The sequence below is a fragment of the Xenorhabdus sp. KJ12.1 genome, from assembly GCF_963876495.1.
In the GTDB taxonomy this organism is placed as follows: Bacteria; Pseudomonadota; Gammaproteobacteria; order Enterobacterales; family Enterobacteriaceae; genus Xenorhabdus; species Xenorhabdus stockiae.
Window position 1 is genome coordinate 13,173 of record NZ_CAWNQH010000116.1, and the last position, 14,119, is coordinate 27,291.

16 protein-coding genes are annotated in these 14,119 nt (G+C 44.2%); 2 read left to right on the top strand and 14 right to left on the bottom strand.

Features of this window, described 5'->3' with window-relative positions; genetic code table 11:
• From AACS92_RS19040 to fkpA, 9 genes are all read right to left on the bottom strand, one after another.
• Positions 1-126 (bottom strand): GTP-binding protein (locus tag AACS92_RS19040; protein WP_230333040.1); only part of this gene is annotated, 126 nt, incomplete at its 3' end.
• A 71-nt stretch (positions 127-197) separates the two neighbouring features.
• Positions 198-2,306, bottom strand: a complete 2,109-nt coding sequence (gene fusA / locus AACS92_RS19045; protein ID WP_099109203.1) for an elongation factor G — start codon at positions 2,304-2,306, stop codon at positions 198-200.
• A gap of 94 nt (positions 2,307-2,400) precedes the next feature.
• On the bottom strand, positions 2,401-2,871 hold the full coding sequence (gene rpsG / locus AACS92_RS19050) for a 30S ribosomal protein S7 (protein ID WP_099109204.1): 471 nt from the start codon (positions 2,869-2,871) through the stop codon (positions 2,401-2,403).
• 99 nt (positions 2,872-2,970) lie between these two features.
• Positions 2,971-3,345 (bottom strand): 30S ribosomal protein S12, encoded by a 375-nt coding sequence (gene rpsL, locus AACS92_RS19055; RefSeq protein WP_038269449.1) that lies wholly within the window; start codon positions 3,343-3,345, stop codon positions 2,971-2,973.
• Positions 3,346-3,585: 240 nt separating this feature from the next.
• Positions 3,586-3,873, bottom strand: coding sequence for a sulfurtransferase complex subunit TusB (tusB, locus tag AACS92_RS19060; protein WP_099109205.1), 288 nt, complete (start codon positions 3,871-3,873; stop codon positions 3,586-3,588).
• A gap of 19 nt (positions 3,874-3,892) precedes the next feature.
• Complete coding sequence (gene tusC, locus AACS92_RS19065) at positions 3,893-4,252, bottom strand: sulfurtransferase complex subunit TusC (RefSeq protein ID WP_099109206.1); 360 nt, start codon at positions 4,250-4,252, stop codon at positions 3,893-3,895.
• A 54-nt stretch (positions 4,253-4,306) separates the two neighbouring features.
• Positions 4,307-4,702: a sulfurtransferase complex subunit TusD gene (gene tusD / locus AACS92_RS19070; RefSeq protein ID WP_099109207.1), complete on the bottom strand. Its 396-nt coding sequence runs from the start codon at positions 4,700-4,702 to the stop codon at positions 4,307-4,309.
• Entirely contained in the window at positions 4,702-5,454 is a 753-nt protein-coding gene (locus AACS92_RS19075) for a helix-turn-helix transcriptional regulator (RefSeq protein ID WP_099109208.1), read from the bottom strand. Before AACS92_RS19075 ends, tusD begins: the two co-directional genes overlap by 1 nt.
• 368 nt (positions 5,455-5,822) lie before the next feature.
• Positions 5,823-6,587, bottom strand: a complete 765-nt coding sequence (gene fkpA / locus AACS92_RS19080) for an FKBP-type peptidyl-prolyl cis-trans isomerase (RefSeq protein ID WP_099109209.1) — start codon at positions 6,585-6,587, stop codon at positions 5,823-5,825.
• Between the two features lie 369 nt (positions 6,588-6,956).
• On the opposite strand from fkpA, the gene AACS92_RS19085 reads away from it, so the two are divergent.
• Complete coding sequence (locus AACS92_RS19085; RefSeq protein WP_099109210.1) at positions 6,957-7,175, top strand: SlyX family protein; 219 nt, start codon at positions 6,957-6,959, stop codon at positions 7,173-7,175.
• Between the two features lie 116 nt (positions 7,176-7,291).
• On the opposite strand, the gene slyD is transcribed toward AACS92_RS19085, so the two are convergent.
• The 4 genes from slyD to kefG all read right to left on the bottom strand — a co-directional run bounded on the left by slyD (position 7,292) and on the right by kefG (position 10,629).
• Positions 7,292-7,828 carry a peptidylprolyl isomerase gene (slyD, locus tag AACS92_RS19090; protein WP_099109211.1) on the bottom strand — a complete coding sequence of 179 codons (537 nt, stop codon included), beginning with the start codon at positions 7,826-7,828 and terminating at the stop codon, positions 7,292-7,294.
• 143 nt (positions 7,829-7,971) lie between these two features.
• A complete protein-coding gene (locus AACS92_RS19095; RefSeq protein ID WP_099109212.1) occupies positions 7,972-8,175 on the bottom strand; it encodes a YheV family putative zinc ribbon protein in 204 nt (67 codons plus the stop codon).
• A gap of 88 nt (positions 8,176-8,263) precedes the next feature.
• The gene (kefB, locus tag AACS92_RS19100; protein WP_099109213.1) at positions 8,264-10,063 is read right to left on the bottom strand and encodes a glutathione-regulated potassium-efflux system protein KefB; all 1,800 of its coding nucleotides are present in this window, start codon (positions 10,061-10,063) and stop codon (positions 8,264-8,266) included.
• A gap of 2 nt (positions 10,064-10,065) precedes the next feature.
• Entirely contained in the window at positions 10,066-10,629 is a 564-nt protein-coding gene (gene kefG, locus AACS92_RS19105; RefSeq protein WP_099109214.1) for a glutathione-regulated potassium-efflux system ancillary protein KefG, read from the bottom strand.
• Positions 10,630-10,754: 125 nt separating this feature from the next.
• Between kefG and AACS92_RS19110 the strand changes: the two genes are divergently transcribed.
• Positions 10,755-12,704, top strand: coding sequence for an ABC transporter ATP-binding protein (locus AACS92_RS19110; RefSeq protein ID WP_099109215.1), 1,950 nt, complete (start codon positions 10,755-10,757; stop codon positions 12,702-12,704).
• 283 nt (positions 12,705-12,987) lie between these two features.
• Here AACS92_RS19110 and AACS92_RS19115 read toward each other — a convergent pair whose 3' ends face one another.
• Entirely contained in the window at positions 12,988-13,878 is an 891-nt protein-coding gene (locus tag AACS92_RS19115) for a LysR family transcriptional regulator (protein WP_099109216.1), read from the bottom strand.
• Positions 13,879-14,119 lie beyond the last annotated feature (241 nt).

The window sequence follows — 14,119 nt, forward strand, 5'->3', positions numbered from 1 at the left end:
ACCGCCGTAGGTTTTTGCCAGAACGGTGGTGATTGCAGCAGTCAGGGTAGTTTTACCGTGGTCAACGTGGCCGATAGTACCAACGTTAACGTGCGGTTTGGAACGTTCAAACTTTTCTTTAGACACGACTCTATTCCTTAATACCGCTCCCCCGTCACAAATGATGAGGGAGCCAAAAAGATAGTAAACTCGAAAACTTATCTAGCTTTACGAGCTTCGATAATAGCCTGAGCGACGTTGCTAGGCGCTTCGTTGTACTTCAAGAACTCCATGGAGTAAGAAGCACGACCTTGGGTCTGAGAACGCAGGTCAGTAGCATAACCAAACATTTCAGATAATGGTACTTGAGCACGAACAATTTTGCCCGTAGCTACATCATCCATACCATCAATCATACCACGGCGACGGTTCAGGTCACCGATGACGTCACCCATGTAGTCTTCTGGTGTTTCCACTTCGACTTTCATGATTGGTTCCAGCAGAACTGGCTTCGCTTTCATGAAGCCTTCTTTAAATGCCATGGATGCGGCAATTTTAAAGGCGATTTCTGAGGAGTCAACGTCATGGTAAGAACCATCGAACAGAGCAACTTTAACGTCAACAATTGGGTAACCTGCAAGAACACCGCTCTTCAGCTGTTCCTGAACACCTTTGTCAACGCCTGGGATGTATTCTTTAGGAACTACACCACCAACGATTTCGTTCGCGAACTCGTAACCAGCGCCACCAGCTTCCATAGGCTCGATACGTAGCCAAACGTGACCGTACTGACCACGACCACCGGATTGTTTAGCGTGTTTACCTTCCTGCTCAACAGAAGCACGGATAGTTTCACGGTAAGCAACCTGAGGTTTACCTACGTTCGCTTCAACGTTGAATTCACGACGCATACGGTCAACCAGTACGTCGAGGTGAAGTTCACCCATACCTGCGATGATAGTCTGACCAGACTCTTCATCACTGCTCACGCGGAATGATGGGTCTTCTTGTGCCAGACGGCCTAAAGCGATACCCATTTTTTCTTGGTCAGCTTTAGTTTTTGGCTCGATAGCAACAGAGATAACTGGCTCTGGGAATTCCATGCGCTCCAGAATGATTGGAGAAGACATGTCACACAGAGTATCACCTGTAGTTACATCTTTCAGACCGATAGCAGCAGCGATGTCGCCTGCACGGACTTCTTTGATTTCTTCACGTTTGTTAGCGTGCATCTGAACGATACGGCCAAAACGTTCTCTCTTATCTTTAACCGGGTTCAGTACGGTGTCACCAGAGTTAACAACACCGGAGTAAACGCGGAAGAACGTCAGGTTACCCACGAATGGGTCAGTTGCGATTTTGAACGCCAGTGCAGAGAATGGCTCATCATCACTTGAATGACGTTCTGCTGGGGTATCTTTGCCATCTGGCAACATACCTTTGATAGACTCAACGTCAGTTGGTGCTGGCAGATATTCGATAACTGCATCCAGCATTGCCTGAACACCTTTGTTCTTAAATGCAGAACCACAGGTAACCAGGATAATTTCGTTAGCCAGAACACGCTTACGCAGAGCTGCCTTGACTTCTTCTTCAGTCAGCTCTTCACCGCCCAGATATTTGTCCATCAGTTCGTCTGATGCTTCTGCTGCGGATTCGATCAGGTTCTGATGCCATTCCTGAGCCAGTTCAACCATGTCAGCTGGGATATCTTCATAAGTGAAGGTAGTTCCCTGATCAGCTTCGTTCCAGTTGATTGCTTTCATTTTCAGCAAGTCAACAACACCGGTGAAGGTATCTTCTGCACCAATTGCCAGTTGCAGAGGAACTGGGTTAGCTGCCAGACGAGTTTTGATCTGATCAACAACGCGCAGGAAGTTCGCACCCATACGGTCCATTTTGTTAACGAACGCGATACGTGGAACATTATATTTGTTAGCCTGACGCCATACTGTTTCAGACTGAGGCTGAACACCACCAACTGCACAGTAAACCATTACTGCACCATCAAGAACACGCATAGAACGTTCTACTTCGATAGTGAAGTCAACGTGGCCTGGGGTGTCGATGATGTTGATACGGTGTGGTTCATACTGTTTAGCCATACCAGACCAGAACGCAGTAGTCGCTGCGGAGGTAATGGTAATACCACGCTCCTGCTCCTGCTCCATCCAGTCCATCGTTGCTGAACCTTCGTGAGTTTCACCGATCTTATGGTTTACACCTGTGTAAAACAGAATACGTTCAGTTGTTGTGGTTTTACCGGCGTCGATGTGGGCACTGATACCGATATTACGGTAACGTGCTATAGGTGTTTGACGAGCCATTTTTTCCTCTCTCGTGGGCGTTCTTCAATTTGGAGAACGGGCAGCCGCAGCTACCCAGAACATATTACTGCCGATGGATTCCAAAAAAAATGGATTACCAACGGTAGTGTGCGAACGCCTTGTTAGCATCTGCCATACGGTGAACGTCTTCACGTTTCTTAACAGCAGCGCCTTTGTTTTCAGCCGCATCAGATAATTCATTCGCCAGGCGCAGAGCCATAGACTTATCACCGCGTTTACGAGCAGCATCAACGATCCAACGCATTGCCAGAGCATTACGACGGACCGGACGAACTTCAACTGGAACCTGATAGGTAGAACCACCTACACGGCGGGATTTAACTTCCACAGTCGGGCGCACGTTATCCAGTGCCAGCTCGAATGCTTCCAGATGTTCTTTACCGGAACGCTGAGCCAGGGTCTCAAGCGCACCATATACGATTGCTTCTGCGACAGACTTTTTACCGTCTACCATCAGGATATTTACAAATTTGGCCAGCAGTTCTGATCCGAACTTTGGATCTGGCAGAATTTTACGTTGACCAATTACACGACGACGTGGCATGGAAATACTCCGTTTCGAATTTCAGGGTTGTCCAAAACTCTACGAGTTTATTTTGACATTTAAAGTGAACAATGTTTGGCCTTACTTAACGGAGACCCATTAAGCCTTTGGCTTCTTCACACCGTACTTAGAACGACCTTGTTTACGGTCTTTAACACCGGAACAGTCCAGTGCACCGCGAACAGTGTGGTAACGCACACCTGGCAAGTCTTTAACACGACCGCCACGGATCAGGATAACGGAGTGCTCTTGCAGGTTGTGGCCTTCACCACCGATGTAAGAAGTCACTTCGAAACCGTTAGTCAAACGAACACGGCATACTTTACGCAGTGCTGAGTTTGGTTTTTTTGGAGTGGTAGTATATACACGAGTACATACGCCACGTTTTTGCGGGCAAGCTTCCAGAGCAGGAACGTTGCTTTTCACAACTTTCGAGCTACGAGATTTGCGAACCAGCTGGTTAATAGTAGCCATTATTAAAAAAACTCCTGGTTTTTTTGCTTCGTAAACACGGATTTTACCCTCTGTCAGCCATGATGACAAAACGAGAGGACGCGGAATTTTATTGCTGACTTGACGAGGTGTCAAGAAATATACAGTCTTTCTATATGTTGGTATCTGTCAGTATTATGTCAGCGTACTACAAAGTTCACAGGCCACTGATTTATTAACTGAATGATCACAGGCAATATCTGCGGAAAAAAAGCGGAATATTTACCAACTTAAACTTTGCTGATGTTTCACTGTTAAACTGACAAAGCCATTGTAATTGACCATCTTTACATGCTCTGAAACCCGCTCCGTAAGCCCTCGGGCATCCAAATCCTCCTGTAAGGCATAGATACCCGCACCCGTGTGAATCAGCTCAGCTAAATAGGGATTGTCATTAACACCCAGTAATACCCCATTTTGCAGCATCAGGACATCATCTGCATCAGTGATCAAGCCAAGTATTGCATTGAAGTCATTCTGATAAGGTGAGCATCTAACAGTATATAACATGTCATCTCTCCAAAGTAGATTAAAATTTCAACACAACATCGTAGCCCGCCAGCATTTGCCGGATTGCCGCAGCCGAGAGAAATTCAGCTTCCAGAATAAAATCATCGTCTGGAGAAAACCCTCTAACAGTCAGATCTTCAAGGCAAATATAACATTCTTCAATGTCATACAGAGGTAAAATCTTAAATGTTGAAATATAGTCCCGTGACAGGATTTTATCCGGCTGCTGGTTGGATAGCAGCTGAAGTACTCCATCAGAAATAAAGAATACGCCAACCTGCTCCGTCAGTGCTGATGTTGCAAGCAGTGCATCCAGCCCTTCTCTACCAGCAGAAGAGCCGTGGGGGGCCTCAGTAAAAATGAAGGCGATTTTTTTCATTATAAATGTCTTCCTGTTATGCCCCTAACCCTGTGCTATTAAGCTGTCGTACTCTTAAAATTGTACTACGCGATCACACAGCATCATGGCCTCAGCCAAAGAACCGAGGCCACTGAGTTCAAAACCATCGGCGAGATTTGCGGATCTCAAATCCAGTTCATTTGCCTGCTGTTCATCCACGACACCGCGTCGTAACGCGGCTGCGACACAAATAAACAGCTCAGACTGATGCTGAACAGCCAATGACTGCCACGCCCTGACAAGATCAACTTCATCATTGGCAGGTGCAGTGAGCTGATTACCGTTCTGGACGCCTTCACGATAAAAAAACACGCTATGCAATTTATGACCAGAGGCAATAAGTGCCTGAGCAAACTGATAGGCACTACTGGCTTGCTGAGTCCCGTATGCCGGCCCGGTTACCAGTAAGCAGTAAGACAGTGGCAACATTACTTCTCCGGGTGTGCACATTCACCGTTTTTAAACTGGCGAATATAGAGGTATACCGTATGCTTGGAGATATTCAGGCGGTCAGCGACCTGATTAATCGCATCTTTGATATCAAAAATGCCCTTCTCATAAAGGTTCAGAACAACCTGCCTGTTTTTAGCATTATTGGAAACATTGCGATCAGCATTCACTTCTTCGATAGTGAATTCCAGTGTCTGAGCAACAAGATCATCCACGGAAGAAGCAAAATTGACGTTTGAAGAAACGTCGTGGGTTTTCTCAGGGATAAAAGTCTGAATAATTTCAGAAAAAGGAACATCAAGATTCATGTTGATACACAAAAGCCCGATAACCCGGCGCTGACGATTGCGAATAGCAATAGTGACCGATTTCATCAATGCGCCACTTTTCGCCCTTGTGAAGTAGGCTCTGGAAACAGAAGAGTCTTCATCGGTAATATCGTGCAGCATCCGCAATGCCAGATCAGTAATAGGAGAACCGATTTGACGACCGGTATGTTCTCCGTTAGCTATTCTGACAGCTGAACATTTAAGGTCTTCCAGTGAATGAAGAACAATTTCACAATGCCCACCAATCAGCATAGCCAGGCCATCAACTGCCGCTTCATAAGACTTTAAGATTTCATGATCCGTTTCACTGAACGGTTGATTTTCCAGTAAATCAATATCACTGTTATCACCGGATATTTTATCACCAGATATTTTTTCACCAGAAAATAACGGGGTAGACATGTAATACACCATCCTTCAAGCTTAGACTCCGCCTCACCAAAACATCAGGGAGAGATTTATTATAACCGCACTTAGCAGAAAACATTTTTAATACGCTGTATTCTATCCAGAATAATGACGTTAAAACTACATTAAATTATCGTCAAGTTCTCGCTGGGCAGACCATTCGGCTTTATCACCGCTTAGTGTTCGAATACACCTGATATATGAGAAAGTTATTCTATTTAATACCGTAGAAAATAATAAGTGGTCAAACTCATTTTCTATATTTAATCTTTATAACTTATCAAGCCGAAGTAAATATTCTCATAACAAAACAGGGGCATGATAGCCCCTGTTATAAAATCACGTATTAATTACGCTGAAAATTATTTTGTTTTCGCGCTAGGTTTAATATCCAGCAATTCAATTTCAAAGACCAGAGTTGAGTTAACCGGAATTCCCTGAACACCATTTTTACCATAAGCTAACTCAGGTGGAATAACCAGCTTCATTTTTCCACCTTTTTTCAGGTGTTGAAGGCCTTCTTTCCAACCTGTGATAACGCCATCCAGAGGGATAGACAAAGGCTCTTTCCGGTCATAGGAGCTATCAAACACATTCCCATCAATCAAGGAACCTTTGTAGTTCACGATGACAGTATCGGTTAATGTAGGAGTCTTGCCCGTTCCTTCACGTTCAATTTTGTACAAAAGACCCGATTTAGTTTTGACTACTCCGGCTTCCTTAGCGAACTGTTCGCGGAATTTATTCCCTTTCTCGCTATTTTCACTAGCTTCTTTTTCCAGTTTAACTTGTAAAGAAGCCCTGATTTTTGCATCAAACTCACTGAGGATCTGCTGAATTTCGCTATCATTCAGTTTGCTTTTATTATTTATTGCGTCTCCAAAGCCAGACATAACCTGAGATTTATCGAGATCGATACCCAGAGCTTTCTGTTCCTCTAAAGATTTTTCCATATAACGACCAATGGAAGCTCCCAGCGCATAAGAATTCTGCTGTTCTGCGGTCTTGAAAGCTTTATTCAATTTCACTTCTTCGCTGGCTTTTGCTTCATTAGCCATTACATAAGGCACACCGAATGTCATTGCCAGTGTAGTTGCTAACAAAGTTGTTTTTAAGAATGATTTCATCATATTCTCCAATAAATTTGACTGAATTTGTCATCAGCAAAAATCATGCAACCACGTGTACTATAACTGCCTACTAAAACCAATAACAATATTTGCTATACAGTGGCCTGAAAAAGATTAGCACCATATTGATGTCAAAAGCTTTTTACTTATTCCGTTTTTTCTTCACTTTTCTCTGCACTTCCCTTTGCTAACAGGTTTATACCCAATGGATTTCCAGTTGCATCGCCGCCAATAACAAAGAGGCAACTTGAAAGACGAAGGGTATAGGCATCAGGCCACCGGTATTATAGTATCAACCCGATTAGAATAATCGTTTCGTCATGAAATTAAATGAACAAACAACAAACAAAGATGAGAGGGGAAATAATGGAATTATCCAGCTTTGAACAAAGATTTGAGCAACTGGAAACTAAACTAGCCTATCAGGAAATGACCATTGAAGAATTAAACCAAGAGGTTAGAAAGCAGCAGGTAGAAATAGATAGACTGAAAGAGCAGCTAAAATTAATGGCCGAACGACTGAAAACCCACCAGTCATCAATTATCGCACCAATGTCAGAAGAAACACCCCCTCCGCACTATTAAGAGCCTACTCAGTGGGGATAGCCCCAGCATTACTGACCAGAGTCAATACCTGCCAGCCAAGGCCGGGGCAAACCGTAAAAAAGAGAAGCCCGTCAGCTTCCCTTTTTTCCTGCCAATTAGTGGCAGCTGCCGCCGCAGCAGCTATGACCTTCGTGATCATGCTGATGATCGTGATCACCACAACCGCCCTGACCATGCACATGACCGTGAGCCAGTTCTTCTTCTGTTGCTTCACGAACCGCAACAATTTCAACATTGAATTTCAGGTTCTGGCCAGCCAGCATGTGGTTGCCATCAACAACAACGTCATCACCTTCTAAAGCGGTAATTTCAACAGGTACAGGCCCCATATCAGTGTCAGCCAAGAAGCGCATACCCACTTCTAATTCTTCAACGCCAACAAAAACATCTTTTGGTACGCGCTGAACCAGATTTTCATCATACTGGCCATATGCATCGTCAGCTTCAACGCTTACGTCAAAGCGCTCACCAGCCTCACGACCTTCCAGTGATTTCTCTAAACCGCTGATCAGGGAACCACGGCCATGCAGATAGTCTAACGGTGCGCTCACCGGGGACTCATCAACTAAAACACCATCTTCTGTTCTTACTTGATAAGCCAAGCTGACCACCAAATCTTTTGCTACTTTCATGACATCTCCTACAATACCGGGGTAAAAACGTGAGGGAAAATTCTTACGTTACGACTAAAAATGCCGCTGATTGTACCGGAATTCTACTTCACTGTATCTGGTAATGAAAAAATTTATCCATTATCTGTTGTAACTTAATTCAGTTATTTCGGCGTAAAAATACCGATAACCTGCTCCTGATCTCTGACATGGGGCGTTACAGATTCATCGGTTTGCCGCTGAATATGCCCACAACTGACACATTCCACAACATCCACTTTATTCTCCTGCCACATGGCCAAAGTATCCTGTGACTGACACTTCGGGCAAACGGCTCCTGCAATAAAACGCTTACGACTGACTGACATACTTTCCCCCATTACTTCATATACTGCGATGTTATTATTGTTGTTATACACAATGGATTTCGACAAAGTGTATAGTTATTTCATATCATCACTCATCCCAACCTTCCGGCTGACGACGTTCATTGAGCATTTCCCGTTCAAATAATTCTTCTAATTCCCGACGGGCTTCTTTTACACGGGATATATGCGCCACATCGCCCTGTAGATGAGGCATCAACTCACGCAACATGCGCATATCCAGACGCCTGAAATGTTGCTGGGCACGATAGGCATGATGAGGATGAATACCCAGCCCTATCATGGTTTTTCTCCCGACTTCCAGCGCACTTGAAAATGTTTCCCGGCTAAAATCCTGTACACCACTTTGTAACAGCTCATGGGCTTCAAAGCGCCCTCTTGCACGTGCAATGATGTGCAGGTGAGAAAAATGTTGCTGGCATAATCGGACAATGGTCATAGTATCTTCCGGCTCGTTACAGGTAATGACTATCGCTTTAGCTTTGTCAGCTCCCGCAGAACGCAGCAGTTCCAGCTCACTTGCATCACCATAATACACCTTATAACCATAACGGCGCAGCGTACCGATCGCACTGACATCGCGTTCCAGCACAGTAATACGGATTTTATTTGCCATTAAAAGCCGCCCGACAACCTGTCCGAAACGACCAAATCCCACCACAATAACCTGTGGAGCGTTATCTTCCACAAAAGGTGTTTCACTGCTTTCCGGTTGTGTATTGTAACGACCGGTTAATATCCGCTCGACCAATGTCATCACCAGTGGTGTTGTCATCATCGATAATGTCACCACCACCAACAAAAATGACATCTGGTTCTGGTCTAACACCTTCTCCCCAAGCGCGGCTGAAAATAAAACAAAGGCGAATTCTCCCCCCTGACTTAACACACCGGAAAGCTGCATACCCAATGAGTTTCCCAGCCCAGAAATTCTACCAAGAACATACAATATGGTGCTTTTTGTCAGCACCAAAGCCAAAACAGCAAGCAATACATCAGGCAAATGGCTCAACAGCACACCAATATTCAATGACATACCAACAGAAATAAAGAACAGCCCCAGCAACAATCCTTTGAAGGGTTCAATGGAAATTTCCAGCTCATGGCGATACTCACTATCAGCAAGTAACACCCCCGCAATAAACGTCCCCAGTGCCATCGAAAAACCCAGTGTTTCCATAAAAACCGCAGCACCAAGAACAACCAGCAACGCAGCAGCGGTAAATACCTCTCTGACACCTGATTTCACCACCAAACGAAATAAAGGACGTAATAAATAGCGCCCCCCCAACAACATACCGGCAAAGGCAATAATTTTAAGGCCGATACGATACCAGTCACCGGAAGCCGTACCACCCGCCAGTATCGGTATTAAAGCTAAAGCCGGAATTAACGCAATATCCTGAAACAGCAGAATGGAAAAACCAAGTTGCCCGCCTTCATTATTTGCCATGCCTTTTTCCCGCATTAACTGCAGGGCCATCGCGGTTGACGACATAGCAAGCCCCACACCACCGATAACAGCAGCCTGCCATGAGAAATTTGTCAGACAAAGAAATGAGGCCAGAACTAGAGTAGTCAGCACAACCTGCACTGTACCAGCACCAAAGATAGAACGCCTGAGTTGCCAGAGTTTTGCCGGATTCAGTTCAAGACCGATGATGAACATCAGAAAAACGACACCAAGCTCAGAGAAATGGAGGATCTCACCGACATCCTTGATAAGCCCGGCTCCCCAAGGGCCAAGTGCGATCCCGGCAAGAAGATACCCCAGAACGGCTCCGATTCTGAACTTCTGAGCCAGAGGAACAGCGACAACAGCAGCAAACAGAAACAATATTCCGGCGCTTAACAGCGCTGAAGTCTCCATAATTAAAGCCCTCCCAAAGACAGTGGCGCTTTAAGCCATTCCCAATATGCATTAGCATGACTGACAAGCACCTCAGGTGGCTGACGTCTGGCCCAGTAGAGGATCATCGGGGACAGCCAGTGCATATGGCACATCGAAGCCACCAATTCAAAAGGCCGGAGAATTTCTTCCATCGAATAACGGTTGTGCCCACTGCTGCAAAAAGCACCTTCAGGCTCACCCGTAGTGATGACAGAGCGCCAGTATTTATTTCTCAGCATCGGCTCGGTGCCGCCAATAAAATCACGGCTTAACACGCGATCCATCCACTCTTTCAATAAAGCAGGGCAGCTATAAGTATAAAGAGGATGCTGAAACACGATGATCTGATGTTCACTTAAGAGCTTCTGCTCTGCCCGAACATCAATAAAAAAGTCAGGATAACAGCCATACAGATCGTGAACAGTGACGTTTTCCAACTCCTGAACCGTCTGGAGCAACACCTTATTGACCACAGAACCCTGCGATTCGGGATGGATATACACCAGCAATACCTTGGGCGGCAAAACATGAGATGACAATATCATCAATCCCCCCTCAGGACGTGTCAGGTCACCTATTTTCCGCTACCATGCACGCCAGACTATCGAAACAACGAAACGAACAGATACAATGTAATTATTAACTTAACATACTCTATACAGACAACATCATGATTGTTTTTTCTTCTCTGCAAATCCGACGAGGCGTCCGTGTTCTGCTGGACAATGCCAGCGCAACCATCAATCCCGGCCAGAAAGTTGGACTGGTGGGTAAAAATGGCTGTGGCAAATCAACTCTGCTTTCATTACTGAAAGGTGAACTTCAGGCTGAAAATGGCTCTGTGACATTTCCCGGTAATTGGGCTTTGGCATGGGTAAATCAGGAAACTCCCGCTCTGGAAATTTCAGCGCTTGAATATGTGATCGACGGTGATCGCGAATTCCGCCAACTGGAGCAAAAACTGAACATAGCCAATGAACAGAATGACGGCCACGCTATCGCCCACCTTCACGGCCAACTGGACACTATTCAGGCGTGGACAATCCGCTCCCGCGCTTCCAGCTTGCTGCATGGGCTGGGATTTTCTCAGGCACAACTGGAACAGCCTGTCCGTTCATTTTCCGGTGGCTGGCGTATGCGCCTCAATCTGGCTCAGGCACTGATTTGCCGCTCTGATCTGCTACTGCTGGATGAACCGACTAACCACCTTGATCTGGACGCAGTAATCTGGCTTGAAAAATGGCTGAAAAGCTACACAGGCACTTTGATTCTGATCTCCCATGACAGGGATTTCCTCGACCCGATCATCGATAAAATCCTGCATATCGAGCAACAAAATTTATTCGAATATACGGGTAATTACTCTTCCTTTGAGCGGCAACGCGTTGCCAAACTTGCCCAACAACAGGCTCTGTACCAAAGCCAGCAAGAAAAAGTGGCGCATTTGCAAAGCTATATTGACCGTTTCCGCGCACAGGCCACCAAAGCAAAACAGGCACAAAGCCGGATCAAAATGCTGGAGCGCATGGAACTGATTGCCCCAGCCCATGTTGATAACCCCTTCCGTTTCAGCTTCCGCAAGCCGGATAGCCTGCCAAACCCGCTACTGAATATGGAAAAAATCAGTGCCGGATACGGCGACAAGACCGTGCTGGATTCGATTAAATTAAATCTGGTTCCCGGTTCACGCATTGGTCTGCTAGGTCGTAACGGGGCAGGTAAATCAACCCTTATCAAATTACTGGCAGGTGAACTTGAACCACAGCAGGGGGATATTGCCTTAGCCAAAGGTATCAAACTGGGATATTTTGCCCAGCACCAGCTGGAATTCCTGCGTGCGGATGAATCGCCTTTACAGCACTTAGCCAGACTCGCACCACAGGAATCAGAACAGCAACTGAGGGACTATCTTGGCGGTTTTGGTTTCAAAGGAGACCAAGTGACTGACCCGAGTGCCCGTTTTTCCGGCGGGGAAAAAGCGCGTCTGGTGCTTGCCCTGATTGTCTGGCAACGCCCGAACCTTCTGCTACTCGATGAACCCACCAACCACCTTGATCTGGATATGAGACAAGCACTGACTGAAGCTCTGATCGATTTCGATGGCGCTCTTGTCGTGGTATCCCATGACAGACACTTGCTGCGTTCTACTACTGATGAGCTCTATCTGGTACATGATGGCAAAGTAGAATCTTTCACAGGGGATCTCGAGGACTACCAACAATGGCTGACAGAATTACAGCGTCAACAGTTGCGTGAAAGCCAGGAAGAAAAAACTGCTGCCGACACTGATTCATCTACCAATAACACACAGAATTTCAGTGCGCAGGAGCGTAAAGATCAAAAAAGACGTGAAGCAGAATTCCGCAGCCAAACACAACCATTACGTAAGCGGCTAACAGCTCTTGAAAAGCAAATGGATGATTTAAGCACAAAGCTGGAAAATATAGAAGAAAAGCTGTCAGATAACACAATATATGAAAATGATCGGAAAACGGAATTAACCGAGTGCCTGTATCAACAGAATAACACTAAATCCAAACTGGAAGATATTGAAATGGAGTGGTTAGATATTCAGGAGCAAATTGAAAAAATGACAGAAACGTTTAACGTGAATCAGTAAATTTATTCTGAATATTTATTCTCGTGCAATCATAATCGGGCATTTTAACCTCATGCCCGATTATGATATTTTCAGACCTAAAAACATACCATTTTGTAATCTACACAAGAAATTACCCTGCTGATGATAAAAACTTAAAATCATATAATTAAGAAATATCTTTCACACATCGATTAGTAGAAATATTCATCATAAAAATCGCACAATCATATTGTTTATAATCTGCTTTGAAAAAGCATTAACAATTAAAAAAAGTGATTCACTGATTATTTAGACTGTTATTTTAAAGATTGATCACCCATGCAGAAAAGCTTTCAGCATCACCAATCAGATCCTCATCTATTGTCTTACTCCATACGACACCTAAATCTATTTTCTTATCTGTTTCAACAAGTTCCAGGGAATTCAAATAATAAGCCGGAATTGCACTTATCATTCTCTTAGGCACACATGCGTAAGCACCATTTTTTGTAATCATCTCCATCATCAACATAATATCATTTGTTTTTAATAACAAATTCATATTATCACTACCATAAATAGGAAAAACATTCAGACAGTCATTCAAATCAGTATTTTCTCTTTTTTCAGACGTCATCGTCAAAGAATTCTTACTACCATACTGACTATTTCCTATTCTGAATTTAGATATCAACGGACTCCTTTTCTTAAAAAGATAAACTAATTCTTCAGTAAATGTTTTTTTTAAGTCAAACGGTTTTGCCGCTGCCAGAGGCATAACAGCCACATGAAGCATACCTGCATTAAGTAAATTAACCTGCTGCTCAACTGATAGACCTGTCATCAAAGCCAATACAATATTACCTTTTTTCTCTGCAAGCTGATTCTCGATTTGAGAATAATTATGGATAGGAAAACACGAGCCGACATATAAATGCCGGGTCACTTCCTTCTTTGAATCAAATTGCACCTGGCTTTTAAACTGTTCATAATGCGTTAAAAACTTTCTGGCATTCTCCAGCGTTTTCTGACCAAAATCTGTTAATTTTGTTCCGTTTGGTCCTCTTCTGAATAGTTCGGCCCCCAGAATATCTTCCAGACCGTGTATTTTTTTCGTCAAAGCAGGCTGAGAAAGGTAAAGCCTCTCTGATGCCTTGTGATAATTAAGAGTCTCAGCCAAAACGATGAAAGCTTCAAGATTGCGTATATCCATGTTCTTTCGCCCAATGGTTGTTAATAATTACAAAACATTACAGATTCATGGTGATAGCATTTTAACTTAGCGCTTTGCCAAAGGTCTTATCGGAACTACTGGTAAAAACGTTGACTAATGAAATGTTAGTTAATAAGGATACAATTAGCAAAAGATTTACCACGACTTCTTAATCACAGTAATTTATAATAACATTGGTAATGGAAGTGAAGAATTTAATACTACAAAAAGATAATTTTAT

Excerpts from the sequence above, each read along its gene's own strand:
- fusA (WP_099109203.1), bottom strand. The coding sequence starts at position 2,306 with ATGGCTCGTCAAACACCTATAGCACGTTACCGTAATATCGGTATCAGT.
- rpsG (WP_099109204.1), bottom strand. The coding sequence starts at position 2,871 with ATGCCACGTCGTCGTGTAATTGGTCAACGTAAAATTCTGCCAGATCCA.
- rpsL (WP_038269449.1), bottom strand. The coding sequence starts at position 3,345 with ATGGCTACTATTAACCAGCTGGTTCGCAAATCTCGTAGCTCGAAAGTT.
- tusB (WP_099109205.1), bottom strand. The coding sequence starts at position 3,873 with ATGTTATATACTGTTAGATGCTCACCTTATCAGAATGACTTCAATGCA.
- tusC (WP_099109206.1), bottom strand. The coding sequence starts at position 4,252 with ATGAAAAAAATCGCCTTCATTTTTACTGAGGCCCCCCACGGCTCTTCT.
- tusD (WP_099109207.1), bottom strand. The coding sequence starts at position 4,702 with ATGTTGCCACTGTCTTACTGCTTACTGGTAACCGGGCCGGCATACGGG.
- AACS92_RS19075 (WP_099109208.1), bottom strand. The coding sequence starts at position 5,454 with ATGTCTACCCCGTTATTTTCTGGTGAAAAAATATCTGGTGATAAAATA.
- fkpA (WP_099109209.1), bottom strand. The coding sequence starts at position 6,587 with ATGAAATCATTCTTAAAAACAACTTTGTTAGCAACTACACTGGCAATG.
- AACS92_RS19085 (WP_099109210.1), top strand. The coding sequence starts at position 6,957 with ATGGAATTATCCAGCTTTGAACAAAGATTTGAGCAACTGGAAACTAAA.
- slyD (WP_099109211.1), bottom strand. The coding sequence starts at position 7,828 with ATGAAAGTAGCAAAAGATTTGGTGGTCAGCTTGGCTTATCAAGTAAGA.
- AACS92_RS19095 (WP_099109212.1), bottom strand. The coding sequence starts at position 8,175 with ATGTCAGTCAGTCGTAAGCGTTTTATTGCAGGAGCCGTTTGCCCGAAG.
- kefB (WP_099109213.1), bottom strand. The coding sequence starts at position 10,063 with ATGGAGACTTCAGCGCTGTTAAGCGCCGGAATATTGTTTCTGTTTGCT.
- kefG (WP_099109214.1), bottom strand. The coding sequence starts at position 10,629 with ATGATATTGTCATCTCATGTTTTGCCGCCCAAGGTATTGCTGGTGTAT.
- AACS92_RS19110 (WP_099109215.1), top strand. The coding sequence starts at position 10,755 with ATGATTGTTTTTTCTTCTCTGCAAATCCGACGAGGCGTCCGTGTTCTG.
- AACS92_RS19115 (WP_099109216.1), bottom strand. The coding sequence starts at position 13,878 with ATGGATATACGCAATCTTGAAGCTTTCATCGTTTTGGCTGAGACTCTT.